General features: G+C 74.2%; 17 protein-coding genes. 14 read left to right on the top strand and 3 right to left on the bottom strand.

The genetic code is table 11. From position 1 onward, the window contains the following. Positions 1-74: 74 nt before the first annotated feature. A complete protein-coding gene (locus ACIBNE_RS06685) occupies positions 75-1,901 on the bottom strand; it encodes an MDR family MFS transporter (RefSeq protein ID WP_399271248.1) in 1,827 nt (608 codons plus the stop codon). 345 nt (positions 1,902-2,246) lie between these two features. On the opposite strand from ACIBNE_RS06685, the gene ACIBNE_RS06680 reads away from it, so the two are divergent. The 12 genes from ACIBNE_RS06680 to ACIBNE_RS06625 all read left to right on the top strand — a co-directional run bounded on the left by ACIBNE_RS06680 (position 2,247) and on the right by ACIBNE_RS06625 (position 22,846). Continuing rightward, complete coding sequence (locus tag ACIBNE_RS06680) at positions 2,247-3,035, top strand: ABC transporter ATP-binding protein (RefSeq protein WP_399270358.1); 789 nt, start codon at positions 2,247-2,249, stop codon at positions 3,033-3,035. Further along, positions 3,032-5,614: an ABC transporter permease gene (locus ACIBNE_RS06675; RefSeq protein ID WP_399270357.1), complete on the top strand. Its 2,583-nt coding sequence runs from the start codon at positions 3,032-3,034 to the stop codon at positions 5,612-5,614. Before ACIBNE_RS06680 ends, ACIBNE_RS06675 begins: the two co-directional genes overlap by 4 nt. 347 nt (positions 5,615-5,961) lie before the next feature. After that, a complete protein-coding gene (locus tag ACIBNE_RS06670) occupies positions 5,962-8,190 on the top strand; it encodes a BTAD domain-containing putative transcriptional regulator (protein WP_399270356.1) in 2,229 nt (742 codons plus the stop codon). Further along, positions 8,183-10,435: a TOMM precursor leader peptide-binding protein gene (locus tag ACIBNE_RS06665; RefSeq protein WP_399270355.1), complete on the top strand. Its 2,253-nt coding sequence runs from the start codon at positions 8,183-8,185 to the stop codon at positions 10,433-10,435. The genes ACIBNE_RS06670 and ACIBNE_RS06665 overlap by 8 nt, the downstream gene beginning before the upstream one ends. A gap of 124 nt (positions 10,436-10,559) precedes the next feature. Beyond that, entirely contained in the window at positions 10,560-12,572 is a 2,013-nt protein-coding gene (locus tag ACIBNE_RS06660) for a TOMM precursor leader peptide-binding protein (protein ID WP_399271247.1), read from the top strand. Positions 12,573-12,634: 62 nt separating this feature from the next. Beyond that, positions 12,635-14,293, top strand: coding sequence for a SagB family peptide dehydrogenase (locus ACIBNE_RS06655; protein ID WP_399270354.1), 1,659 nt, complete (start codon positions 12,635-12,637; stop codon positions 14,291-14,293). 33 nt (positions 14,294-14,326) lie between these two features. After that, positions 14,327-17,035 carry a lantibiotic dehydratase gene (locus ACIBNE_RS06650; RefSeq protein ID WP_399270353.1) on the top strand — a complete coding sequence of 903 codons (2,709 nt, stop codon included), beginning with the start codon at positions 14,327-14,329 and terminating at the stop codon, positions 17,033-17,035. Further along, positions 17,032-18,084: a lantibiotic dehydratase C-terminal domain-containing protein gene (locus ACIBNE_RS06645; protein ID WP_399270352.1), complete on the top strand. Its 1,053-nt coding sequence runs from the start codon at positions 17,032-17,034 to the stop codon at positions 18,082-18,084. Before ACIBNE_RS06650 ends, ACIBNE_RS06645 begins: the two co-directional genes overlap by 4 nt. Next, positions 18,081-19,187 carry a metalloprotease gene (locus tag ACIBNE_RS06640; protein WP_399270351.1) on the top strand — a complete coding sequence of 369 codons (1,107 nt, stop codon included), beginning with the start codon at positions 18,081-18,083 and terminating at the stop codon, positions 19,185-19,187. Before ACIBNE_RS06645 ends, ACIBNE_RS06640 begins: the two co-directional genes overlap by 4 nt. A gap of 61 nt (positions 19,188-19,248) precedes the next feature. Next, the gene (locus ACIBNE_RS06635) at positions 19,249-20,154 is read left to right on the top strand and encodes an ABC transporter ATP-binding protein (RefSeq protein WP_399270350.1); all 906 of its coding nucleotides are present in this window, start codon (positions 19,249-19,251) and stop codon (positions 20,152-20,154) included. A gap of 41 nt (positions 20,155-20,195) precedes the next feature. Continuing rightward, on the top strand, positions 20,196-20,951 hold the full coding sequence (locus ACIBNE_RS06630) for an ABC transporter permease (protein WP_399270349.1): 756 nt from the start codon (positions 20,196-20,198) through the stop codon (positions 20,949-20,951). Then, a complete protein-coding gene (locus ACIBNE_RS06625) occupies positions 20,948-22,846 on the top strand; it encodes a TOMM precursor leader peptide-binding protein (protein WP_399270348.1) in 1,899 nt (632 codons plus the stop codon). The genes ACIBNE_RS06630 and ACIBNE_RS06625 overlap by 4 nt, the downstream gene beginning before the upstream one ends. Positions 22,847-22,974: 128 nt before the next feature. Here the strand turns inward: ACIBNE_RS06625 and ACIBNE_RS06620 are convergent, their stop codons facing one another. Then, positions 22,975-23,151 carry a thiazolylpeptide-type bacteriocin gene (locus ACIBNE_RS06620; protein WP_399270347.1) on the bottom strand — a complete coding sequence of 59 codons (177 nt, stop codon included), beginning with the start codon at positions 23,149-23,151 and terminating at the stop codon, positions 22,975-22,977. 191 nt (positions 23,152-23,342) lie between these two features. Here ACIBNE_RS06620 and ACIBNE_RS06615 point away from each other — a divergent pair, with 191 nt between their 5' ends. After that, positions 23,343-24,590: an amidohydrolase gene (locus tag ACIBNE_RS06615; protein ID WP_399270346.1), complete on the top strand. Its 1,248-nt coding sequence runs from the start codon at positions 23,343-23,345 to the stop codon at positions 24,588-24,590. Continuing rightward, positions 24,587-24,898, top strand: a complete 312-nt coding sequence (locus tag ACIBNE_RS06610) for a hypothetical protein (protein WP_399270345.1) — start codon at positions 24,587-24,589, stop codon at positions 24,896-24,898. Before ACIBNE_RS06615 ends, ACIBNE_RS06610 begins: the two co-directional genes overlap by 4 nt. Positions 24,899-24,939: 41 nt before the next feature. Here the strand turns inward: ACIBNE_RS06610 and ACIBNE_RS06605 are convergent, their stop codons facing one another. Further along, positions 24,940-25,944 (bottom strand): helix-turn-helix transcriptional regulator, encoded by a 1,005-nt coding sequence (locus tag ACIBNE_RS06605; RefSeq protein WP_399270344.1) that lies wholly within the window; start codon positions 25,942-25,944, stop codon positions 24,940-24,942. Positions 25,945-25,992 lie beyond the last annotated feature (48 nt).

Raw genomic sequence — 25,992 nt, 5'->3', positions numbered from 1 at the left:
GAGCACGAGCCGTTAGCAAAAGGGGTAAATGCGGACGGTTGCGTGTGTTCTTCTGGATTTCTCTGTGACTGATGTCACGATTGACGATTTCCCGGGGGTGCTGTGGATTCCGTCGTCTCCGCGCTCCCGTTTTTCTCCTCCGTTTTGGCTTTCGCCTCCTTCGCGGATTCGGATTCGGCGGGTTCGGCAATGACCGGGAAGCGGCGGGGCGCGACGAATACCAGGGCCAGCAGCGCGAGCGCGGCGGCGCCCGCCGCGCCCAGGTAGACGTAGTCGACCGCGGCGTCGACCGCGCGGCGCAGCTCGTCGGCCGCCTGCGCGGTGAGCGCCGCCGGGTCCTCCAGCGCGTGCGAGACGGAGTCCAGGTCCTCGGGGAGGCCGGGCGTCGGCGACGCGGCGAGCCGGGACACCAGTACGGCGTTGGCGACCGCGCCGAACAGCGCCGCGCCCACGGACTGGCCGACCTGGCGGCAGAAGAGCACGGACGCGGTGGTGGTGCCGCGCTCGGACCAGCCGACCGTCGACTGGACGCCGACGATCAGCGGCAGCTGGAAGAAGCCGAGGGCGCCGCCGAGCAGCAGCATGATCAGCGCGGGCTGCCAGGCGGAGCCCGGGTAGGGGAGCAGCGGGAAGGCGAGGAGCGTGAGCAGGGCGCCCGACATGCCCGCTATCGCGGTGAGCCGGAAGCCGATGCGGTTGTAGACGCGGTTGGCCAGGGCGGCGGTGACCGGCCAGGACAGCGTCATCACGGAGAGGACGAAGCCGGCGGCTATCGGGCCGAGGCCCAGCACCGACTGGGCGTACGTCGGCAGGAAGACCACGGGCGCGACCATCAGCAGGCCCAGGGCGCCCAGGGCGAGGTTGACGGCGGCGATGGTGCGGCGGCGCCAGACCCAGCCGGGGATGATCGGCTCGGCGGCGCGGCGCTCGATCGCGACGGTGAGGAGGATGCCGAGCGCGCTCGCGGCGAGCAGGGCGAGCGAGGGCGCGGAGAGCCAGGGCCAGGCGACGCCGCCCTGCACGAGGGCGGTGAGCAGCAGGGTCCCGGTCACGAAGACGGCGAGCGCGCCGGCCCAGTCGACGCGCGGGCGGGCGGTGCCTTTGGCGGTGCCCTGGGGCGGGGTGCGGGCGGGCTCGCGGAGGTGGCGGACCACGAGGAGCAGCGCGAGCGCGCCGAACGGCAGGTTGATGAGGAAGATCCAGCGCCAGTCCGCGTACGAGGCGAGCAGGCCGCCGACCGCGGGGCCCGCGACGGCGGACGTGGCCCAGACGGTGGAGAGCCTGGCCTGGATCTTGGGACGTTCCTTGAGCGGGTAGAGGTCGGCGGCGATGGTCTGCACGGTGCCCTGCAACGCGCCGCCGCCCAGGCCCTGGACGATCCGGAAGGCGATGAGCGCCGCCATGTTCCAGGCGAGGGCGCAGAGCAGGGAGCCGAGGAGGAAGAGGGCGATGCCCGCGATCAGTACGGGCTTGCGGCCGAAGGTGTCGGAGAGCTTGCCGTAGATGGGGAGGGTGACCGTGACGGCGAGCAGGTAGCCGGAGAACAGCCACGAGAAGATCGCGAAGCCGCCGAGGTCGCCGACGATCTGGGGGACGGCGGTGGCGACGATGGTGCCGTCCAGGGCGGCGAGGGCCATGGAGAGCATGAGCGCGGCGACGACGGGCGCGCGCCGGTCGCGGGTCGGGTCCGTCCCCGTGTCCGCGCCTGAGTCTGTATCGGTGCCGGTGCCGGTGGCCGTGCCCGTGCCGGTGGCCGTGCCCGTGCCTGTGCCCGCGCCTGTGTCCGTGCCCGCGCGTGTGTCCGTGCCCGCGCTTCGCGTGGGGCGGGAACTTCCCGCTTCGTGCGCCTCGTTGGAGTTCCCGTCGCCGGGATCCGTGCTTTTCCGCTCTGTCACCGAGATCCCTTCCCTATGCACGTAAATGGCCCCGGGACACCCTCTCACCCGCAGGTCACGCAGGGGAGGGTGGAGACGGGATCAGGGAAGCGCTCCACCCTCGGGTGGAGACCCCTAGGGGTCTCTCCTTACTTGTGGGCAGGGGTCGTTCGTCCCGACGGAGGACGCTGGACGTCCGACCTGATCCTTAACTTGGTCTTACGCGGGGCGCTGCGGCCCGCACCACCACGGGGGGTGGGGAAAACCTCAGTAGAAGTGTGCGCTGTACCCCAGTGCACTCAGGTCCCCGGCTCAGCAGACTCAGAACGTGGCGAAGCGCGTCCTGCCATCCACCGACTTAGGAGACGTACCGTGACAACGGCTGTGACCATTCCCAGGCACGGGGGTACTGGAGGGCTTACGGCCGTCGCCGCGCGAGCGCGGCAGGTCGTGAAGGCGTACGGCTCGGGGGAGACCCGGGTCGTCGCGCTCGACCACGTCGACGTGGACATCGCCCGCGGGCAGTTCACCGCCATCATGGGCCCGTCGGGCTCCGGCAAGTCGACGCTGATGCACTGCCTGGCCGGCCTCGACACCGTCTCGTCGGGCGAGATCTACCTCTCCGAGACGGAGATCACCAAGCTCAAGGACAAGAAGCTCACCCAGCTCCGCCGGGACCGGATCGGCTTCATCTTCCAGGCGTTCAACCTGCTGCCGACGCTCAACGCGATAGAGAACATCACGCTGCCGATGGACATCGCGGGCCGCAAGCCCGACGCCGAATGGCTGCGTCAGGTCGTGGAGACCGTCGGCCTCGGCGAGCGGCTGAAGCACCGGCCGACCCAGCTCTCCGGCGGCCAGCAGCAGCGCGTCGCCGTGGCGCGGGCCCTCGCCGCCCAGCCCGAGATCATCTTCGGCGACGAGCCGACCGGAAACCTCGACTCGCGGGCCGGCGCCGAGGTGTTGGGCTTCCTGCGCCGCTCGGTCTCCGAGCTGGGCCAGACCATCGTGATGGTGACGCACGACCCGGTCGCCGCCTCCTACGCGGACCGCGTGCTGTACCTCGCGGACGGCCGGATCGTCGACGAGATGTACAGCCCGACGGCCGATCAGGTCCTGGACCGCATGAAGGACTTCGACGCCCGGGGACGGACGTCGTGACCGTGCTCAAGACCTCGATGCGCAACTTCCTCGCGCACAAGGGGAGGATGGCGCTCTCGGCCGTCGCGGTCGTCCTGTCGGTGGCGTTCGTCTGCGGGACGCTGGTGTTCACGGACACCGTCAACACCACCTTCGACAAGCTCTTCGCCGCGACCGCGTCCGACGTCTCCGTCAGCCCGAAGAAGGCGAAGGGCGAGGACGACGACAGCGCCGCGCGCTCCGGGAAGCCCAGGTCGCTGCCCGCGTCCCTGGTGGACCGGGTCACCAAGGTCAAGGGCGTGAAGTCCGCCGAGGGCGGTGTCTTCAGCGAGTCCGTGACCGTCGTCGACAGCAAGGACAAGGACCTCGGCCCCACCAGCGGCGCCCCGACCATCGCGGGCAACTGGACCGAGAACGACCTCAAGTCGATGAAGATCGAGTCGGGTCACGCCCCGCGCGGCCCCACCGAGGTGATGATCGACGCCGACACCGCCGACAAGCACCACCTCAAGCTCGGCGACGAACTGCGCACCATCGTCGCCACCGGTGACTTCCGGGCGAAGATCTCCGGGTTCGCCGCCTTCACCGTCACCAACCCCGGCGCCACGGTCGTCTACTTCGACACCGCCACAGCCCAGAAGCAGCTCCTCGGCACCACCGGCCGGTTCACCCAGGTCATGGTCACCGCCCAGGACGGCGTCAGCGACGAGCAGTTGAAGCAGGACGTCGCCGCCGCGCTCGGCACCGCCTCCTACGACCTGAAGACCGCCAAGGAGTCCGCGGACCAGAGCCGTCAGGACGTCGGCTCGTTCATGGACGTGATGAAGTACGCGATGCTCGGCTTCGCCGGAATCGCCTTCCTCGTCGGCATCTTCCTGATCGTCAACACCTTCTCGATGCTGGTCGCCCAGCGCACCAGGGAAATCGGCCTCATGCGGGCCATCGGCTCCAGCCGCAAGCAGGTCAACCGCTCCGTGCTGGTCGAGGCGCTGCTGCTCGGCATCGTCGGCTCGGTCCTCGGCGTCGCCGCGGGCATCGGCCTCGCGGTCGGCCTGATGAAGCTGATGGGCTCCATCGGCATGGAGCTGTCCACCGAGGACCTGACCGTCTCCTGGACCACCCCGGTCGCCGGGCTCGCGCTCGGCATCATCGTCACGGTCCTCGCCGCCTACATACCGGCGCGCCGGGCGGGCAAGGTCTCCCCGATGGCCGCACTGCGCGACGCGGGCACCCCCGCCGACGCCAAGGCCGGCTGGATCCGCGCCGGGATCGGCCTGGTCCTCACCGGGATCGGTGCGGCGGGGCTCTACACGGCGGCCAACGCCGACAAGGCGAGCGAGGGTTCGCTCTACCTCGGTGCGGGCGTGGTGTTCTCGCTCATCGGGTTCATCGTGATCGGGCCGCTGCTCGCCAGCGGGGTCGTCAAGGTCCTGAGCGTCTTCGTCCTGCGGATGTTCGGACCGGTCGGGCGGATGGCCGAGCGCAACGCCCTGCGCAACCCCCGGCGCACCGGCGCCACGGGTGCGGCGCTGATGATCGGCCTCGCACTGGTCGCCTGCCTCTCGGTGGTCGGCTCCTCGATGGTCGCCTCGGCCACCGACGAGCTGGACCGCACGGTCGGAGCGGACTTCATCATCAGCTCCAAGAAGGGGCAGCCGATCATCCCGCAGGTCGAGAAGGCCGTGCGCGGCGCCGACCACCTCGCCCACGTCACCCGCTACAAGGTCGTCGACGTGGAGCTGACCGGCCCCGACGGCAAGAAGGTGAAGCAGGACCTCTCGGCCGCCGACCCGACCTACGCGGAGGACCTGCGGCGCGTGACGCTGGCGGGCGACCTCAAGGACGCGTACGGGAAGGACGCGATGTCGATCGGCTCCGAGTACGCCGAGCGGCACAAGGTGAAGGTCGGTGACACGCTGACCGTGGCCTTCAAGGACGGCAGGCCGGCCCGGCTGAAGGTCGCGGCGATCACCGACGACGACGTGAGCGTCGACAAGGGGGCGAACTACGTCAACATCTCCACCGTCGAGCAGTACGTCCCGGCTGCCAAGATGCCGGCGAACGACATCATGTTCGCCAAGGCGGAGGACGGCAAGGAGACCGAGGCGTACGCATCGCTCAAGGCGTCCATGTCCAAGCTCCCGCAGTACTCGGTGCAGAACCAGACGGACTTCAAGCAGCAGCTCAAGGACCAGATCGGGCAGTTGCTGAACATCGTCTACGGTCTGCTGGCCCTCGCGATCATCGTCGCGGTGCTCGGTGTGGTGAACACCCTCGCCCTGTCGGTGGTCGAGCGGACCAGGGAGATCGGCCTCATGCGGGCCATCGGGCTCTCCCGCCGCCAGCTGCGCCGGATGATCCGCCTGGAGTCCGTGGTCATCGCGCTCTTCGGCGCGCTGCTGGGCCTGGGGCTCGGCATGGCCTGGGGCGCCACGGCTCAGAAGCTGCTGGCTCTGGAGGGACTTGAGGTCCTGGAGATCCCGTGGCCGACGATCCTCACGGTCTTCATCGGCTCGGCCTTCGTGGGACTGTTCGCCGCGCTGGTGCCGGCGTTCAGGGCGGGCCGCATGAACGTGCTGAACGCGATCGCGACGGACTGACCGGTCAGGACTGATCGGCAAGGACTGATCGGCAAGGACGGATCGGGAGCATCGGCCCCTCGGGGTACGTAAGCTGAAACCGGCCCGGCGTCGGGGTGTTCCTCCAAACACCCCGACGCCGGGCCATTGGCATATGGCGCGAGCAACGCTGCAAGGCCGATGACACCAAGCTGCAAAAGCGGTGCAACATGCTGACACGGCTCTGCGCACCAGGCCTTTTCCCCCGCTGGCACTCTTCTTCTCACCGGAAATCCGGCAGAGCAGTCATGAGAGCCAAAGACAGCCAAGGGGGACACGTGAACGAGAAGGCACATTCGGACGTCAACGGCTGGGACTAGGCGAGAGCCATGCGGTTCCAGCTGCTCGGGCCACTGAGTCTGCGGGACGGTCAGGAAGCCGTGGTGCTCCAGCCGTCCAAGCCGACGATCCTGCTCTCCGCACTGCTGATCCACGCCAACGGCGTGGTCTCGGCGGACTACTTGCAGCGCGCCGTCTGGGGCGAGGAACAGCCCGCGACGGCGAAGGCGGCCCTGCAGACCTGCGTGCTCAGGCTGCGGCGGCTCTTCACCAAGCACGCGGTGACCGAAACCCCCATCGAGGCGGTGCCCGGCGGGTACCGGATCTCCGCGGGGCCCGACACCCTGGACCTGATCGGCTTCCGCGAGCTGGTCGGCAGGGCGGGCGGGGAGACCCGTGAGCCCGAGTCCGAACTGCTGCTGCTCAAGCAGGCGTTGGGGCTCTGGCAGGGATCGCTGCTGGCCAACGTACGGTCGGACCTGCTGCACCGCGACGAGGTGCCCCGGCTCACCGAGGAGCGGCTGCGGGTCCAGGAGCGCGTCTGCGACCTGGAGCTCGGGCTCGGCAGGTGCGGCGAGGCGCTGGCCCAGCTGTGGAGCGTCACCCGGGAGAACCCCGGCTACGAGCGGTTCCACGAGCAGTTGATCGAGGCGCTGTACCGGACGGGCAGGCAGGCGGAGGCGCTGGCGGAGTACCGGCGCGTCAAGGAGTACCTGCTCGACGAGTTGGGCGTGGACCCCTCGCCCGCGCTGCGGCGGCTGGAGCTGTCCATCCTGCGCGGCGAGTACCTGGGGCCCGGGGCGGGCGTCGGTCCCGGGCCTGGTGAGTCGGCCGCGCTCGGCCGGGCCGCCGCCCGCCCCGCGCTCGGCCCGGGGAGCGGCGCATCCGGTACGGCGGCACACGGTACGGCGGCACTCGGCGCGGCGTCACCCGGTACGGCGGCACACGGTGCGGTGCAGCTCGGTACGGCGGCATTCGGTGCGGTGCCGCTCGGCGCGCTGGCGTCCGGCACCGCATCATCCGGTGCGCGGGGCGTCGCGCGCGGCGCCACGTCGAGCACCACGTCCGGCCTCGCCCCGCACTCCGCCCCGCACACGGCCCCGCACCCCGTCCCGCACGGCGCCGCCGCGTACGCCACCGCCGCGTACCCCGTCGCCCCGGTCGGCGTCGAACCGCTGCCCGGTGTGCCCTCCTTCACCGGCCGCGCCGCCGACGTCGCCGCCATGGCCGACCGCCTCACCGCGGTCCGCGACGAACCCGTGACCGTACTGGTGTCCGGCGCGCCCGGCATCGGCAAGTCCGCCCTCGCCCACCACGTCGCCCACCAGGTCCGCGACGCCTTCCCCGGCGGCACCCTCCTGGTGCGCATGACGGCGCCCGACGGCACCCCGCGCCCCGCCGAGGACGCCGCCGCCGAGATCTCCGCCGCCCTGCGTGACCGGCGCCCGGGACAGCGGGCGCTGCTCGTCCTGGACGACGTCACCGACGCCGACCAGGCCCGCCCGCTGCTCCCCACGGGGCCCACGGGACCCACGGGCCCCGGTTCCCCGGGCACCGCCGACGCGGTCGTCGTCACCAGCAGACTGGGCCTGGCGGGGCTGATCGCCACCCACGGCGGCTGGGTGCAGCGCCTCTCGGTGTTCGAACCCGCGGAGTCGTACGGGCTGTTGCGCGCCCTCCTCGGGCCCGAGCGGGTCGACGCCGAACCGGACGCGGCCCGCGCGCTCGCCGAGGTCTGCGGCCACTTCCCGCTCGCCCTGCGCATCGCGGCCGCCCGCCTGCTGACCCGCCCCGGGCTGCTGCTCGCGGACGCGGCGGGCTGGTTCGCCGGGGCGCCGCTCGCCCGGCTCGCCCTCGCGGGACCCGACCGGATGTCGGTCGCCCGGGTGCTCGGCGGGGCCGTCGCCCGGCTCGACCCCCGGCTCGCCGAGGCGTACGAGCGCATCGGCGCGCTCCCGTCGGGCGCCTTCCACGCCGAGGACTGCGCGGCCGTGCTGGGCCCCGGCACGTCGGCCGCCGACGCCGAGGACGTGCTGGAGCGGCTGGCGGACGCCGGGTTCCTGGAGGAGGGGCCGCCCGGCCCGTACCGGATGCACGAGCTGCTGCGGGTGCACGCGCGCGGCGCGCCGCCGGACGCCGCCGGACGTCCCACAGCCGGTGGAACCACTCGCGGAACGGCCGGTGGAACCACTCGCGGAACCGCCCGTGGAACCGCCCGCGACAGCGCCCGCGAAACCGTCCGCGACATCGACCGAGAGAGTGTGAATTCCTATGGCTGACCAGGCTGTTGCCGCTTCCTCCCCGCCGTCCGCCGCGCGGTTCGCCGCTCTCGCCGGGACCCGCCCCAGGATCCGCAGGGACGTGCTCTTCACCGAGACGCCCGGCGGGGTCCTCTTCCACAACGCCGACGGCGGCTTCCACCTCACCGGACGCACCGCCTACCGCTTCGCCGCGCTCCTCGTCCCGCACCTCACGGGCGGCCACCGCCTCGAAGAGATATGTACCGGGTTCGGCCCGGCCCAGCGGGAGATGGCGGCCGGCCTCGTCGGCACGCTGTACGAGCGCGGCCTCGCCCGCGACGTCCCCGAGGCCGACGCCGAGCAGCCCGAGCGGGCGGGCGCGGTCGCCCGCAGGTTCGCCGCCCAGATCGCCTACGTCGACCACTACGTGGACGCGGCGCCCGAGCGCTTCGGCCGCTTCCGCGACACCCGCGTCGCGGTGCTGGGCACCGACGCCGTCGCCCGCTGGTGCGTGCTGAGCCTGGTCCGCAACGGCTGCGCCCACATCGCCGCCCCCGCGGACTTCGCCGACGCGTACGACGAGGCCGTCGTCCTGACGTCCAGCGGCTGCCCGGTGCGGCTGGAGTCCGTGCCGCTGGAGGCCGACTGGGAGACCCTGGCCGCGTACGACGTCGTGGTCGTCACCGGCGCGGGCGCCGAGGCCCGCACCCACCGGCTGCTCGCGGCCGGCGTGCCCGAGGGCCAGACGCTCATCCCCGCCTGGACCTTCGGCGACCGCGCCGTGACCGGCCCGCTGTCCACCGAGGACTCCACCGGCTGCTGGTCGTGCGCCGTGCTGCGGCTCGGCGGCAACACCGACGCGGGGACGGCCGCCGAGATCTGGAGCCGGGTCGCCGAAGGCGCGCTCGACCCGGGCGCGGCCGACGGACCGGTCGCGGGCCCCGTCGCCGCGATGGCGGGCAACCTCGTCGGGTACGAGATCTTCCGCATCGCCACCGGGGCGCTGCCCGCCGAGACCGGCGGCCAACTGCTGATCCAGGACCTGGATTCGCTGGACGTCGTGGCCGAGCCGGTGCTGCCGCACCCGCGCTGCCAGCGCTGCGCCGCGCTGGACGCGGGGCGCCCCGCCGCCGTGCCCGCCGGGCTCGCGCTGCCCGCGACGCCGACCGTGGAGACGGCCCGCGAGGCGGAGGAGGTCGTCGACGGGCTGAACCGGATCGGGACCGCGCTCGTACGGCCCTTCACCGGAGTCTTCGCGCGGTACGACGACGAGTCGCTGACCCAGACCCCGCTCAAGCTCAGCCGCGTCGAGGTGGCGCTGGCGGCGGGCAGGCGGCGCACGGTCGCCGCGTTCGACGTGCACCACCTGGCGGGCGCCAGGACCCGGGCGCTGTACGCGGCCGCCGAGGCGTACGCGGCGCGCGTCGTGCCGCTCCGGGGCGCCGAGCCGCGCCTGGTGGCGGTGGCGCCCGCGCGGCTGGCGATCGGCGGCGCCACCGGGGCGGGCGAGGCGGAGATCGCGGCGTGGACGCCCGCGGTCTCGCTGCTCAGCAAGGGCCGGGTGCGGGTGCCCGCCGCGGCGGCCGCCCCGTTCGGGGCGCACAACAGGGACCGGCACGTGCTGGCGACCTGCGCGGGCACGGGCGCGGGCGCGACCCCGGAGGAGGCCGCAGGGCGCGGGCTGCTCTCGGCGCTCGCCCACGACGCGCTGCTCGGCGCGGTACGGGGCCGGGGGACCGTCGGACGGGTGGCGGTCGCGGACTCGGCCGACCCGGAGCTGGTGTTCCTGCTCAAGTCGGCGGCCAACCTCGGCGTTGGCGTGGAGGTGCTGGACCTCGGCGAGGGCGGGCGCACGACGGCCCAGGTGGTGCTGGCCCGCGAGGCGGGCGGCGCGCGCTGGGCGGTCGGCGCGGAGCTGTCGCGGGGCGCCGCGGTCTGCGCGGCGCTGCGCGACCTGCTGGGCCAGGTCCAGCTGGCGGCCGAGGACCCGGTGGGCGACGTCGACCCGGGCGACCCGCTGATGGGCGACCTGGCGCCGGGGACCGTCGCGGTGACGGGCGAGCAGGTGGCCGTCGAGGAGCCGGGCACGGACTTCGAGACGGTGCTCACGCGGCTGTGGGAGGCGGGGCGCGACGCGCTGCACGTCGCCACGACCCCGGCCGACCTGGAGTCGGGCGGCATCCACACCGCGCGCGTGCTGCTCACCACGGGCGCGGTCACGGACAGGGGTACGGGTACCGGCACGGCCGGAAGCGCGGGAGGCGGCAGCGGTGCGGGCGCCTGAGGCGGGGCCGGGGCCGGGGCCGACGGCGGGGCCCGGGACGGGGACGGGGACGGGGACGGCGGTACGGGGGACGCGCGGCGCGTCCCCCGAGGGGGGCTCGCCGCTGGAGCGGGCCGCCGCGGGCCTGGCGCGGACGCTGACGGAGGCGCTCGCCGCGCACGGGGCCGAGGTCCCGCTGGACGTGGCCCCGCTGGGCGAGCACGACGCGTTCACGGCGCCGCTCGGGGGCGGCGCGCCCGACGCCGTACCCGTGCGGTTCTACGGGCGCCAGGCCCTGGTCGGCCCGTTCCCCCGAAACACCACGGGCACGGCGGGCGCCACGGACAAGCCGGGCACCACAGGCGCGGCGGACGCCACGAACACGGCGGGTGCCGCGAGCACGGCGGACGCCGCGAGCACGGTGGGCGCCGGGCCCGCCGACGGCGCCGTGCGCCCCTGTGCGCGCTGCCTGGAGCGGCGCTGGCAGGCCGTGCGCTCGGTCGCCCTGCGCGAGGCGCTGGAGCTGGGCGGCCCCACCACGGCCGTCGCCCCGCCCCCGTACCTCACGCCCTTCGCGGTCCAAGCCGTCGCCGGGCTCGTCGCGGCCAGGGGGCACGGCCCTCAGGGGCACCCCGCCGACGCCGCCTTCCCCGCCGTCCACCTCGTCGACCTCCAGACGCTCGCCGTCCGCCACTACCCCCTCGTCCCCGACCCCGAGTGCCCGTCCTGCGGGCGGACCGACCCCGACACCCCCGAGGCGGCGGCCCTGGTCCTGCGCCCCGCGCCCAAGCACGGGTCCGGCGGCTTCCGGGTCCGCGACATCGGCGCGTACGACCTCCCCGTCGAGCCCTACGCCAACCCGGTGTGCGGCGCGCTCGGCCCCTCCCTCGTCACCGACGTCTCCTCGCTCTCCACCTCGGCGACCATCGGCTGCTTCTCGATGCGTTCGGGGGAGTACCTGCGCGAGACGTTCTGGGGCGGGCACGCCGACACCTTCGCGCACAGCGCGCGCATCGGGGTCCTCGAAGGGCTTGAGCGGTACGCGGGCATGCGCTCGCGGGCCAAGAACGCCAACGTGCGGGCCTCGTACGACGCGCTGGCCGCCGGGGGGACCGCGCTGGTCGACCCCCGGGTGTGCGGGCTGTACTCGGAGGCGTTCCACCGGGCCAACCCCCGGGTGACGCCGTTCTCGACGGACCGGGAGATCCCCTGGGTGTGGGGGTACTCGCTGCGCGACGACGCCCCCGTGCTCGTCCCCGAAGTGCTGACGTACTACCACGCGCCCGGTCTGGAGAACCGGTTCGTGCAGGAGAGCTCCAACGGCTGCGCGTCCGGCGGCTGCCTCGAAGAGGCCGTGTACTTCGGGCTGATGGAGGTCGTCGAGCGCGACGCGTTCCTGCTCACCTGGTACGGGCGGGCCGCACTGCCCGAGCTGGACGTGCGCACCAGCGCGAGCCGCGCCACCCGGCACATGGTGGACCGGCTGGAGATGTACGGCTACGAGGCGCGGTTCTTCGACGCGCGGATCTCCTTCCGCTCGATCCCGGTCGTCGCGGGCGTCGCCGTGCGCCCCGACGGCGGTCCCGGCCGGATGTGCTTCGGGGCGGGCGCGAGCCTGGACCCGGAGGCGGCGGTCGCCGGGGCGCTCTGCGAGATCGCCACCGACGCGGTCAACCTCCAGGGCCGCACCGAGCGCGACGAGGAGCGGCTGCGCGCGATGGCGCGGGACTTCGACAAGGTCGAGGCGCTGCACGACCACCCGCTCGCCTACGGCATCCCGGAGATGGGCGACCACGCGCACTTCCTGATCGGCGAGCCGGGCGCGGCGCGCAGGCCCGCGCGGTCCTTCCGGGAGGCGTACGGCTCCCTGGGCCCGGTCTCCGACGACCTCAAGGACGACCTGGAGCGGTGCGTGGCGGAGGTGACCGGCGCCGGGTTCGACGTGGTGGTGGTCGACCAGACCATGCCCGAGCAGCGCGACCTCGGGCTGACCACGGTCGGCGTGATCGTGCCGGGGCTGCTGCCGATCGACTTCGGCTGGAGCAGGCAGCGCGCGCTCCACATGCCCCGGATGCGCACGGCGCTGCGCGAGGCCGGGCTGCGCGACCGCGACCTGACGGCGGCGGACCTCAACCCCGCGCCGCATCCGTTCCCGTGAAGCCAGTGGATCCCGTGAAGCCCGTGAATCCCGCGAACACGACCGTGACCAAGGAGACCGCCATGGGATACGCCCATGAGTACGCCGCCGCGATCATGCGGCGGGGCCGGGTGCACATGCCTCCCGTGGATTACGTGCCCAACTGGGCCGACGGGCCGCGCAAGGCGAAGTACTACCCGGGCGCCGACCGGCTGCCGCTGCCCGACCCCGGCTATCCGCAGGACGCGACCGTCGAGCGCGGCGTCCACCACCGCGGACTCCCCGACGAGCGGGCCGACTTCGACCTCCCGCTGCTCTCCGGCATGCTCCGCGACTCCTACGGCCTCACCGGCCGCCGCCTCGGCGTCCAGGCCAACACCGACCTGAGCGCGCTGCCCTTCTACCCGCTCGCCAACTGGTCGCGCGGCACCGCGTCGGGCGGCGGCCTCTACCCCGTGAGCGTCTACTGGGTCGCGGGCCCCGCCGCCCCCGTACCGCCCGGCGTCCACTACTACTCGACCCGCCACCACGCCATGCAGCGGCTGCTGACCGGCGACGTGTCGGGCGAAGTGCGCGAAGCGCTGGGCGAGTCGGCCGACGAGGTCGGTACGGACCAGTTCCTGGTGCTGGGCGTCAAGTACTGGCAGAACGCCTTCAAGTACAACAGCTTCTCCTTCCACGCCGTCTCCATGGACGTCGGCACGATCCTCCAGACCTGGCGGATGTGGGCGGCGGCGCGCGGGCTCCGCATCGAGCCGCTGATGTGGTTCGACGAGGAGCGCCTGGCCCGGCTGTTGGGGGTGCGCACCGAGGAGGAGGGCGTCTTCGCGGTGGTCCCGCTGAAGTGGGCGGGCGCGGCGCCCCCCGCCCAGGCGCCCGCCGCACCCGCCCAGGCGCCCACCGCCACCGCCCCCGCCCCGGCCCCGGCCGTGCGCCGCCGCGACGTGGAACGCTCGCGCACGGTGCTGACCTTCGACGCGGTACGGGGCATGCAGGCCGCCACCCAGGAGGGCGCCGCCGACCGGCCGGCCCCGGGCGCCCTCGCCCCGGCCGCCGCCCCGGCCGTCGACCGCGGCCGGATCGAGGTCCGGCTGCCCGCCCCCGCCCCGCTGGACGCCGACGTGCGCACCGCGCTGCGGGCGCGCCGCTCCAGCTTCGGGCGGTTCGACGCGCAGCGCCCGTGCGGCCGCGCGGAGCTGGCCGCGTGCCTGGCGGCGGGCGCCGCAGGCGCGCTGCTCGGCGGCGACACGGGCACCGGCACGCCGGGCGCGCCCCTGGACGGCGCGTCCGGCGGCACCCGGCTCGCCACGCTCTACGCCTTCGTCAACCACGTCGAGGGCCTGGAGCCCGGCGCGTACGCCTACGACCCCGGGGCGAACAGCCTGCGCCTGGTCAAGGCGGGCGCCCCCGGCGCCTTCCTCCAGAAGAACTACTTCCTGGCCAACTACAACCTGGAGCAGACGGCCGCCGTGCTCGTGCCGACCGTCCGCACCACCGCCGTCCTGGACGCGGTCGGCGACCGCGGCTACCGGCTGGTCAACGCGGCGATCGGCGCGGTCTCGCAGAGCGTCTACACCGCCGCGTCCGCGCTGGAGCTGGGCTGTGGCGTCGCGCTGGGCTTCGACAACATCTCGTACATCGAGGAGCTGGGGCTCGAAGGGACCGGCGAGGCCCCGCTGTTGATCATGATGATCGGGCACGAGAGGCCCGCTCCCGCCGACTTCCACTACGCGATCGCCTAGGCCGCCCGAGGCCGGTAGGGAGACAGGGACCAGATGAACTCGCCTTTTCTGCTCAGGGTCGCGGGGCTGCCCGTCGAGAGCGTCCGCGCACTGCGCTGCCCCGAGAGCCGCCGCTGGGCCGACGAGGTCCTCGCCGCCGCCGAGGAGTCGGCGGCCGAGGGGCGGGCCGTGGGCGACCTGCTGCACGGCCTCGTCGGCGGCTGCGCCGACGAGCGGGTGCGGCGCGCGCTGCTCGCCCTGCGCCGCGAGGTGTTCAACGGCCGGCTGCCGCGCGACGCCGACGCGGCCCGCACCCTCGTCGGGGGCCTGGACCGGGACGCGGGGCGCGCCCTGGACGCCTGGCTGACCCGCGGGAAGGCGATCGAGGCGCGCCGGGCCGAGGGCGCCGCCCTCGTCGAGGCCGAGACCGCGCGCGCCAGGGCCGCCCTGGTGCGGCTCGCGGGCGACGAGCGGCTGCGCGGCGGGCTGCTGCTCGCCTCGCCCTCGCTGGACGCCCAACTCGACGCGTACGTGGAGAAGGCGGCCGCGTCGGGGCCCGGCCGCCGCCCCGACAAGAAGCACCGGAAGATCGAGCGCTCCCTGATGTCGTACCTGTACCGCACGGCCTGCAAGACCAGCCCCTTCGCCACCTTCACCGGGGTCGCGCTGGGGGAGTTCGGGGAGGGCGGCGGGCTGCTCACGGCCCTCGACGACCCCTGGACCAGCCACGTCAGGCTCAACGTCGCCGTCATCGGCCGCCTCGCCGAGGCCGTCGCCGCCGACCGGGACCGCCGCACCGACCTGCCGGTGACGCCCGCGTCCGGCTGGGGGCGGGACGACGACCGGGTGCGGTACGTGCGCCGCTGGGTCACCACGGGCGACGACGACACGGCCGTCACCTTCGACGCCGTCCAGGACCGGCTGTTCTTCCTGCGCCGCAGCGGCACCCTGGAGCGGCTGCTCTCCCTCTTCGAGGAGCGCGGCGCGGCCGACGGGCGCGGCCCGCTGCGCCACGGGGAGCTGGCCGCGTGGCTCGCCGCCGACCGGGGCGCGGGCGCCGACGAGGCCGAGCGGTACCTCGGGGCGCTGCTGGACATCGGCATGGTGCAGATCCCCTGTCTGCGCACGGAGGTCCACGACACGGACCCGCTGGGCGCCTTCAGGGCCGCGCTGGGCGCCGTCGGCCGCCCCTGGGCCGACGCCCTCGCCGACCGCCTCGCGGGCGCCGCCGACCGGCTGGAGCGCTACCCGGCGGCGGGCCCCGCCGAGCGCCGCCGCCTCGTCGCCGAACTGCGCACCGAACTGGCCGACGTGCAGAAGGAGTTGGGGGTCGAGCGGCCCAGGGTGCCCAGGACCGTGCTGTACGAGGACGCGGCGGCGCCGCTCGCCGACGGGCCCGGCATGGGCCGGGACGCCTGGGCGGAGCTGGCCGAGGGCCCGCTGGGGTCGGTCGAGCGGCTGCTGCCCGCCTTCGACCTGACCCTGCCGCAGCGGATCACCTTCAAGGGCTTCTTCACCACGCGCTACGGCCGGGGCGGGCGCTGCGACGATCTGCTGAAGCTCGTCCACGACTTCCACGAGGACTTCTTCGACCAGTACCTCTCCTTCACCCGCACCAGGACCGCCTTCGACGCCGAGGGCGAGTACGTCCCGGAGGAGAACTGGCTCGGACTGCCCCAGCTCAAGTCGCTGGACACGGCCCGCCGCACCTTCGTGGAGCGCATGCGGGCGCTGTACGCGCAGGGCGGCGCGGGCGCCGACGAGCTGGTCGTCGACGACGCGTTCGTGGACGACGTCGCCGGTGAACTCGACGGTGTGGCACCGCACTTCGCGCCCATGAGCCACCACGTCCAGCTCGCCGGACGCCCGTCGGGCGACCCGCTGGTGGTGCTCAACCGCTCGTACGGCGGGATCTCCTTCCCGTACAGCCGCTTCACGCACTGCTTCGACGGCGTCGAGGAGCGGCTGCTCGCGGGCAACGCGGCCCGGGTCCCGGCGGGCGCCGTCCTCGCCGAGGTCACCGGCGGGCCCGTGACCAGCAACCTCAACCTGCACGGCAGGCTCACCGAGTACGAGATCGTCTGTCCCGGCGAGAGCGGCACCCTGGCGCCCGAGCGGCAACTCGACCTCGCCGACCTGTACATCGAGCACGACGAGGCCGACGACCGGCTCGTGCTGCGCTCGGCCCGCCTCGGCCGCGAGGTGGTCCCGGTCTACCTCGGCTACCTCGTACCGCTCGCCCTGCCCGAGCTGCCCCGCACGCTCCTGCTGCTCTCGCCCACCTCGATGTCCCCGCTCAACGTCTGGGGCGGCGTCCCCGAGGGCGCCCCCGAGGGCGGCGTGACCCGGCGGCCCCGGGTCAGCCACCGGGGCGTGGTCCTGGCCCGGCGCAGCTGGAGCGCCCCCGCCGCCGTCCTGCCGCTGCGCACGCCCGAGCTGACCGACGCCGAGTGGTTCCTCGGCTGGCACCGCTTCCGGCGCGCGCACGGCCTGCCCTGCCGGGTCTACGCGACCGTCTCGGACAGCGGGGCGCGCGGCGCGACCGGCGCCAAACCGCAGTACCTCGACTTCGACTCGCCGCTCTCGCTCGCCGCGTTCGAGTCGCTGCTGGTCACCGAGCGGGCCCGGGTCGTGCTGCGCGAGGCGCTGCCCGACGAGGACGGGCTGCACACCGTCTCGGCCCGCGGTCACCACGTCGCCGAACTGGCCGTGGAGACCGCCGCATCCGTCCGCGTACGAGCACGACAGGGGAGTGCCGCATGACCGTGACCACCGCCGTCAGGACCGAACGGGCCGCGGGGGGCGCCGACTGGCAGGCCACGCACGTCTTCTACGCCGCCAACCCGCGCCCGCTGCTGCTCCAGTGCGTCCGTCCGCTGGTCGCCGGGCTGGAGGCGGACGGCCTCATGGACGGCTACTTCTTCATCAACTACTGGCTGGAGGGCCCGCACGTGCGGCTGCGCGTCAAGCCCTCGTGCCCCGAGGCGGCCCCCGAGGTCGCCCGCCGCACCGCCCGCGCGATCGACGCCTTCCTCGCCGAGCGGCCCGCGCTCTACGAGGTCGACTCGGGCTTCCTCAACGACTTCTACAACACCCTCTTCGACATCGAGTTCCCCGGCGCCGAGCGCGGCCACTACGTCGACTCCCAGGGCCGGATGAACCTGCGGCCCAACAACTCCCGCAGCACCGAGCCCTACGAGCCGGAGTACGGCAAGTACGGCGGGCCCGCCGGGATCGAACTCGCCGAGTGGCACTTCCGGCACTCCAGCGACCTGGTCATCGACGCGCTGGGCACCAAGAACCTCCACCTGCGGACCGTGCTGCTGGGCACGGCGGCCCAGCTGATGATGGTGATGGCCGCCACGTTCCTGCCCGGCGAGGACGAGCTGGCCGAATACCTCGACAGCTACTACGAGTTCTGGCACCGCGCCTTCCCCGGCACCGGCTTCATCGGCAGCGAGGAGTACGACAGCAACTACGCGGCCATGGCCCCCAAGCTGACCGCACGCTTCGCCGCCATCCGCGCCGCGGTCGCGGAGGACGACCGGGGCGTGCTGCCCGCCTCGCTCGCCCGCTGGGCCGAGCACTGCGCCGAGCTGCGCGAGAGGGCCGTGCGGCTGGCGCGCGAGGGGGACCTGGTCTTCCGCTCGTGGGACGGCGAGCGGGACGAGCGGGTCACGGACCCGGCCGCGGCGCTGCCGCTGCTGCTCTCCCCGTACATGCACATGACCAACAACAGGCTGCACGTCACCATCCGCGACGAGGCCTACCTCGCGCACGTGCTGGGCCGCTGCCTGCGGGAGTCGGGGTGACGGCCGCCGGGGCGGCGGCCCTCGGCGCGTACTGCCCCGAACTGCGGGCCTCCGTGCTCCTCAGCGAGGCGCTGCTGCACGGCGCCGACACCGTCCACCTGGTCAAGGACACCGCGAGCGGCCAGTCCTTCAAACTGGGCGCCAAGGAGCACTTCCTGGTCTCCCGGATGGACGGCGGCCACAGCCTGGAGGAGATCGGCGCGCAGTACGCGGCCCGGTTCGGGCGCAGGCTCGGCGACGCGCACTGGCAGCGGCTGCTCCGGATGCTCGGCACGCGCGGGCTGCTCGTCGGATCGCCGGAGCCCGCGCCCCCGGCGCCCGAACCCGTGACGCGCGGGCTGCTCAGGGGCACGCTGCCGCTGGTCGCCGACGCCGACGCGACGGCCGCCCGGCTGCACCGGGCGCTGGGCTTCCTGCTCGCGCCGCGCTGGACCGTGCCGCTGCTCGCGCTGGTCGTGGCGATGGAGGCCGTGCTCGCCCTGCACGCGGGCGAACTGACCGTCGCGGCCTGGGAGCTGTTCGCCAATCCGGTACTGCTCGCCGCGACCGGGGCGCTGCTGTGGACCAGCACCGCCCTGCACGAACTGGCGCACGGCGTGGTCGCCCGGCACTACGGCGGCAAGGTCACCGAGATCGGCCTGCGCTGGCGGCTGCCCGTCGTCATCATGTACTGCACCGTCGACAACTACCTCTACCTGCGCGGCCGCCGGGGCCGCATCGCCACCGCGCTCGCGGGCGCGGTGATGAACCTGCTGTTCCTGCTGCCGTTCTGCGCGCTCTGGCTCTTCGCGCCGCTCAACGGCGCGACCCGCGACGGGCTCGCCGGGCTGCTGTTCCTCGGCAGCGTCCAGGCCCTGGCGATGCTGCTGCCCGTCCCCCCGCTGGACGGCTACAAGGTCGTGGGCCAGGCCCTGCGGATCACCGAACTGGCCGCCTCCAGCCGGGAGTACCTGAAACTCAGACGCCGCGGCGACCCGGCGGCCGCCGCCTATCCGCGCCGGGCCCGCGTCGCCTACACCGCGTACGGCATCGGCTGGCCGCTCGCCCTGTGCCTGCCGCTCGCCGCCGCCGCGGCCGTCGCCCACCACCTGCTCACCCGCTGACCCGCTGACCCGCCCGCCGCGGCCCGACCCGGCAGCGCCCCGCCCGACCCGAGGAGTGCCCATGACCCCGAACACCCCCGCAGTCGTCCTCGAAGACGTGCACAAGCGGTACGGCGCGACCCGGGCCGTCGACGGGATCTCGCTCACCGTGGCGCGCGGCGAGTTCTTCGGGCTGCTCGGCCCCAACGGCGCGGGCAAGACCACCCTCGTGGAGATCATGGAGGGCCAGCGCGCGGCCGACTCGGGGAGGGTCGCCGTGCTCGGCGAGGCGCCCTGGCCGCGCAACACCGGGCTGCTGCCGCGCATCGGCGTCCAGACCCAGGCCTCCGCCTTCTTCGTGCGCCTCACCGCCCGCGAACACCTGGAGACCGTCGCCGCGCTCTACCGCGCGGGCCGCGACGCCGCCGCCCGCGCGCTCGCCTCCGTCGGCCTCACCGAACAGGGCGGCGTCCGCGTCGACGCGCTCTCCGGCGGCCAGCGCCAGCGCCTGGCCATCGCCTCCGCGCTCGTCCACGACCCCGAGCTGATCTTCCTGGACGAGCCGACCGCCGCGCTCGACCCGCAGGCCCGCCGCGCGCTGTGGCAGGTGCTGCGCGACCTCAAGAGCGCGGGCCGCACCATCGTCTACACCACCCACCACCTCGACGAGGCCGAGGCGCTGTGCGACCGGGTCGCCATCCTCGTGGGCGGCCGGATCACCGCCCTGGACAGCCCGGCCGGGCTGGTCGCCGCCAGCAGCGGGACCACCAGCCTGCTGGTGCCCGCCGAGCGCCTGACGCTCTCCGTCGCCAGCGGCATCCCCGGCGTCGACCGGGCCTTCCCGGACGCCGACGTCATCGTCCTGGAGACCGCCGACCCGGGCCCCGTCCTCGCCGTCCTCGCCGACCTCGCCGGACTCCAGGGCGTGCGGACCCGCACCGCCAGCCTGGAGGACGTCTACCTCGAACTCACCGCAGCAGCACAGTGATCCAGTAGTCCCAAGCGACCCACGACCGCGGAGACACCGCCATGAGCGCATACGCCGCCCTCTCCCTCGCCGGGTACCGGGCCTACACCCGGGACAAGACGACCCTCTTCTTCACCTTCGCCTTCCCGCTCCTCTTCCTGGTCGTCTTCGGGCTGATCTTCCACGGCCAGGAGGTCGAGCAGAGCGGCAAGCCGTACATCAACTACATCGCGCCCGGCGTCCTGTCCTGGGGCGTCGCCAACGCCGCCGTGTTCGGCGTCGCCTTCGTCCTCATGCAGTGGCGCCGCGACGACCTGCTGCGGCTCGTCCGGATGACCCCGGCCAGGCTCCCGGCCGTCCTCGCCTCCCGCTACGTGCTGGCCGTCGGCATCGGCGCCGTCCAGGCCGTGCTGTTCGTCTCCGTCGCGCTGCTGCCCTCCTTCGGGCTGCGCCTCGACGGCGGCTGGCCGCTCGCCCTGCCCGTGCTCCTCGCCGGGATCACCGCGTTCCTCGCGATCGGCGTCGTCGTCGGCTCCTTCACCAGGACCCCCGAGGCCGTCGCCGCCGTCGCCAACTGCCTGATGATCCCGATGGCGTTCCTCTCCGGGTCGTTCTTCCCGCTGGACGCCATGCCCGACTGGATGCGGTCGCTCTCCCGGGTCCTGCCGCTGCGCTACCTCAACGACGGCGTCTCCGCCGCCCTCACCGGCGACGGCGGCGGCCGGGACGTCCTCGTCAGCTGCGGCGTGCTCGCCGCCTTCGCCCTCGTCTTCGGCGCGCTGGCGCTCAGGACCTTCCGCTGGAGTGACCGGACATGAAGACAGCGGCCCAACAGCTCCAGTCCGAACTCACCGCGCGGTACGAGGCGTTGCCGCCCGGCGAACGGCTCACCAGCCCCCTCGTGGTGCCGCTCGGCAACGCCGACGTGCTCGGCTTCGGCCACCGCGACCCGTACGCCGCGATCCGCCCGCTCGCCACCGTCCAGCTCACCGCGCGCGCCGCGCTCATCGGCCCCTGGGGCGGCGCGGGCGGCGACTTCGTCTGCGGGCAGTGCCTGGCGATGCGCTGGCAGCGGCTGCGCGGCCGCTCCGAGCGCGAGGCGCTGGAGCTGGGGTACGAGCCCAGGGAGGCGGGCGCCTGGCCGGTGCTCACCGGCTTCGCGGTCGACGCGGTCTGGGCCGCGTACCGCGCGGTCGTCCCCGGCGGGCGCACCGCACCCGCCGAGACCCCGGCCGACCGGGCGCTCCCGCAGGTCACCAGGGTCGACCTCGGGACGCTGGCCACCGCCACGTTCCCGCTGCTGCCCGAACCGCTGTGCCCCGCCTGCGTCCAGGAGCGGCCCGACACCGCCGAGTCCGCCCGCATGGAGCTCGTCCCCCGGCCCAAGCCGGACCCCGACGGCTACCGGCTGCGGCCCCTGGACTCCTACCCGCTGCCCGCCGCCGCGCTCGCCAACCCGGTGTGCGGCGCGATCGGCTCCGGCACCTGGCTCAACCCGGCGTCCACCACGACCGCGCCCGTGGCGGGCAGCCACTTCGTGCGCGGGTACGCGGGCCTCAACGACGTCACCTGGAGCGGCCAGGCCAACAGCTACGGCACCAGCAGGACGCTGGCCCAACTGGAGGGCCTGGAGCGGTACGCGGGCACGCACCGCCGCCGGGGCACCTCGCCCGTCGTGGAGTCCTTCACCACCCTGCGCTCGCGCGGCGAGGCGGTCCTGGACCCCGCCTCCTGCGGTCTGTACGCCCCCGAGACCTACGCGAGCGACCCGCTGGTCAGCCCCTTCGACCCGGACCGGGACATCCCCTGGGTGTGGGGCCACTCCCTGCGCGACGACCGGCCCGTCCTCGTCCCCTCGCGGCTCGCCCACTACAGCGCGGGCGTCGACGCGGACAACTTCGTCTTCGAGTGCTCCAACGGCTGCGCCACGGGCGCCGGCCTGGAGGAGGCGATCCTCTTCGGGCTCCTCGAACTCGTCGAGCGCGACGCGTTCCTGGTGACCTGGCACGGCCGGCTGCACCCCGTCGAGATCGACCTGGCGACCTGCCGCGCGCCCGCCGTCCGCTCCATGCTGGACCGGGCCGCGCTGCACGGCTACGACGTGCACGCCTTCGACACCAGGACGGACCTCGCCGTGCCCGTCGTCACCGCGCTCGCCGTCCGGCGCGACGGGGGTCCGGGGACGCTGTCGTTCAGCGCGGCGGCCGGGTTCGACCCGGAGGGGACGGTGGAGGCGGCGCTCTCCGAAGTGCTGACGTACATCCCCCACCTGCCCCACCAGGTCGCCGACCGGCAGGGCGAACTGGAGGCGATGGCCGCGGACTTCGGCAAGGTCCTGCACCTCAAGGACCACGCCCAGCTGTACGGGCTGCCGTCCATGGCCCCCTACGCGCGGGAGTACCTGGAGCCCGCGGCGGTCGTGCCGCTGGCCGAGGCGTTCCCCGGGTGGGCCGCGCTGCGGCCGCGCACCGGGGACCTCCTGGACGACCTGCGGCTGCTGTGCGACCAGCTGACGGGGGCGGGGCACGACGTGATCGCCGTCGACCAGACGACGCCCGAACAGCACCGGATGGGGCTGCGGACGGTGAGCACGATCGTGCCGGGGCTGCTGCCGCTGGACTTCGGGTGGACCCGGCAGCGGGCGCTGCGGATGCCGCGGCTCGCGAAGCTCGCGGGCGGCGACATCAAAGCCGTCCCGCACCCCTTCCCGTGACACCGCCGCCGCGGGCCCCGCGCGGTCCGCGCCCGCGCCCACGCGGGGCGCCCCCTCGGGGGCGTCCCGCGCATGCGGGAGCCCCCTCCCCGTACGGGAAGGGGGCCTCCGCCCGTGGGTGCCCCGCGTCAGGCGCTGCAGGACGTGGTGCTGGTGGTGCTGGAGCACGTCGACGTCGAGGAACACGACGTCGAACCGGCGAGCACGACCTCGGACGAGTCCGAGTAGTCCGAGATCTCGAAGGTCTCCGACTCCAGCTCCAGGATCTCGTCGGCGAGGGTGGCGAGCTCGGTCTTGGGGGCCATGGTGGACTCCTCAGGTCAAGGGCCGCCTTTCGGTCCGGCGGCCGGAACTCGTCCATTGCAGCGGCAGCCGCTGTCAGATCGCGCCGCCTGCCGCTGTCACCCCGCTGTCACGGGGTGACAGTGGCCCGTAGGCACCCTGAAGTCCCTTTCCCGCACGCTGGGTCCCGGCGCAAGAGGAGGAAGAGATTCCCATGACTGGTACGGCCGTCGCCGCCGCGGAGCGCGAACTCCTGCGCCCCGAGGTCGAGTTCTACCTGGACCTGCACGCCCATCCGGAGCTGTCCGGCGCCGAGCGCCGCACCGCGGCCCGCCTCGCGGAGCGCCTCGCGGCGCACGGCTGCGAGGTCACCCGGGGCGTCGGCGGCCACGGGGTCGTCGGCGTCCTGCGGTCGGGCCGACCGGGCCCGACCGTACTGCTGCGCGCGGAGCTGGACGCGCTGCCGGTCGCCGAGGAGACCGGGCTGCCGTACGCCAGCACGACCCCCGGCGCGATGCACGCCTGCGGCCACGACCTCCACCTGGCCGCGCTCACGGGCGCGGTCGGCCGTCTCGCCCGCGCCCGCGAGCGCGGCGCCTGGGGCGGCACGGTCGTCGCGGTGGGGCAGCCCGCCGAGGAGACCCTGGAGGGCGCGGCGGCGCTGCTCGCGGACGGGCTGTACGAGCGGTTCGGCGTCCCGGACCTGGTCCTGGCCCAGCACGCCGCCCCGCTGCCCGCAGGCACCGTCGCGCACGCGGTGCCTGGCGCGCCGCTGATGGCCGCGAGCGTCACGCTCGACGTGGTGGTCCACGGCAGGGGCGGCCACGCGGGCACGCCGCAGTTCGCCGTCGACCCGGTCGTGGCGGCGGCGGCCGTGGTGCTGCGGCTCCAGTCGGTGGTGGCCAGGGAGACCGCGCCGGCCGACCAGGTCGTGGTCACGGTGGGCGCGCTGCACGCGGGGGAGCGCGCGAACGTGATCCCGGACAGGGCCGAGCTCTCCCTCTCCGTACGGGCACTGGGCGAGGAGTCCCTGGCGCGCGCCGAGGCGGCCGTGCGGCGCGTCGTGACCGCCGAGTGCGCGGCCTCCGCGTGCCCCAGGGACCCGGAGTTCACCGTCACCTCCCGCTCGCCCGCCCTCGTGCCGGACGCACGGGCCACGGAGGCGGTGCGCGCCACCCACGGGAAGCTGTTCGGCCCCGGCCGGGTCGCGGTGACGGCCCCCGTGACCGCGACCGAGGACGCGGGCCGCTTCGCGGAGGGCGGGGTCCCCCTGGCGTACTGGCTGCTGGGCACCGTGGGGGCCAAGGCGTGGCGCCGCGCCCTGGCGGACGGCGGGCCCCCGGCCCCCAACCACTCGCCGCGGTTCGCGCCCGACGTGCGCACCGCGCTGCCGACCGGGATCGAGGCGCTCGGCGCGGCGGCGCTGACCGCACTGACCGAAGCGAAGGAGCCCACGAAATGACCGCGTGCCCCCAGTTCCCCGCCGACGGGCCCAGCACCGAGCGGCCCAGCACCGAGCGGCCCAGCACCGAGCGGCCCTTCATCGACGTGGTGGCGGTCCGCAACGACCGTACGGCCCCGTCCGGCGAGACCACCGTGCTCCGCCTCCTGAGCCTGCTCCCCGCGCACTGGACGTGCACCCCGGACGTGGCCAGCGACCGCGTGAGCCTGCGGGTGGCCCTGGACCGGGCGACCCGGCCGGACGCCGTGCGGAACGCGCTGGCGACCGTCCTCGCGGACACGGCGCTGCACGGCTGGCAGGCGGCCTGATCCCCACCGGGCGGACGGGGCGGGAACCGGGCGGCGAGGCCCTAGATCCAGCCCCGTTCGCGGGCCAGGAGCGCGGCCTGCGCGCGGCTCGTGGCCCGCAGCGACTGGAGCAGGTCGGCGACGTAGCGGCGGTACGTGCGGACGGACACGCCCAGCTCGCGCGCTCCCGCCTCGTCCTTGCCGCCCGTGCACATCGACACGAGCACCCGCTGCTCGATCTCCGACAGCTCGTCGCCCGGCGGCCGGCCGCCGTTCTCCGCGGTCGCCAGGTCCTCGGCGGACGCCCAGATCTTCTCGAACAGCGCGATGATGTTCACCACGAGCCCGCTCTTGTGCGCGAGGAGCGCGCCGCGCGCGGTGTTCTGCGGGTCCAGCGGGACGAGCGCGGTACCTCCGTCGTACACGAGCATCCGCTCGGACGGCTCGTCGGTCACCCTGACCTGCGCGCCGTGCGCGACCAGCTCGCGGAGGTAGTCGGCGGTCGGCGCGTCGTCGAGCGCCGCGCGCACCACGATGTTGCGCAGCCGCACGCCCCGGCGCAGGCAGCGCAGGTCGAGCGGGCGGGAGCGCGCGATGTTCTCGGGGGAGAGCCGGGGGTGCGGCTCCACCGCGAGGATCTCGTGGCGGGCGAAGAACGCGAGGTCGTCGATCCGGTCGCGGATCTCGTCGACCCCCTCCAACTGTTCGATCCCCGCAGGGGATTCGCGCCGCGCCGCCTGCTCGGCGCGCAGCCCGTCCACGACGTGCCGCGAGCGCGTGACGCGCTGGAGCTCCTCGTGGAGGTCGTTGAGCCGCTGGTCGACGAGGCGCGCGAGGGCGACCTCGGGGTCCGTGGGGCAGACCAGGCCCTCGCCGTCGTCGGGGTCCTCCGGCTGGAGCAGCCCGAGGTCACGGAGCCGGCCGAGGCAGCGCAGCGCGTGCTCGCGGTCGGCGCGGATGAGGAGGTGCACCTCGTCCGCGGGGGTGCGGGGGTTCCTGAGGAAGTGGCGGTAGATCTCCTCCTCAGGGGCGGACACCCCGAAAGCGGCCATCGCGTTGACGTCCAAGGCTGCACCCCCACTCGGTCCCCTGTCCGGCGTGGTCGGCGCCGGAGC

The sequence above is a fragment of the Streptomyces sp. NPDC050504 genome (assembly GCF_044458065.1).
Classification (GTDB): domain Bacteria; phylum Actinomycetota; class Actinomycetes; order Streptomycetales; family Streptomycetaceae; genus Streptomyces.
This window is presented reverse-complemented; position numbering and strand designations above follow the sequence as displayed.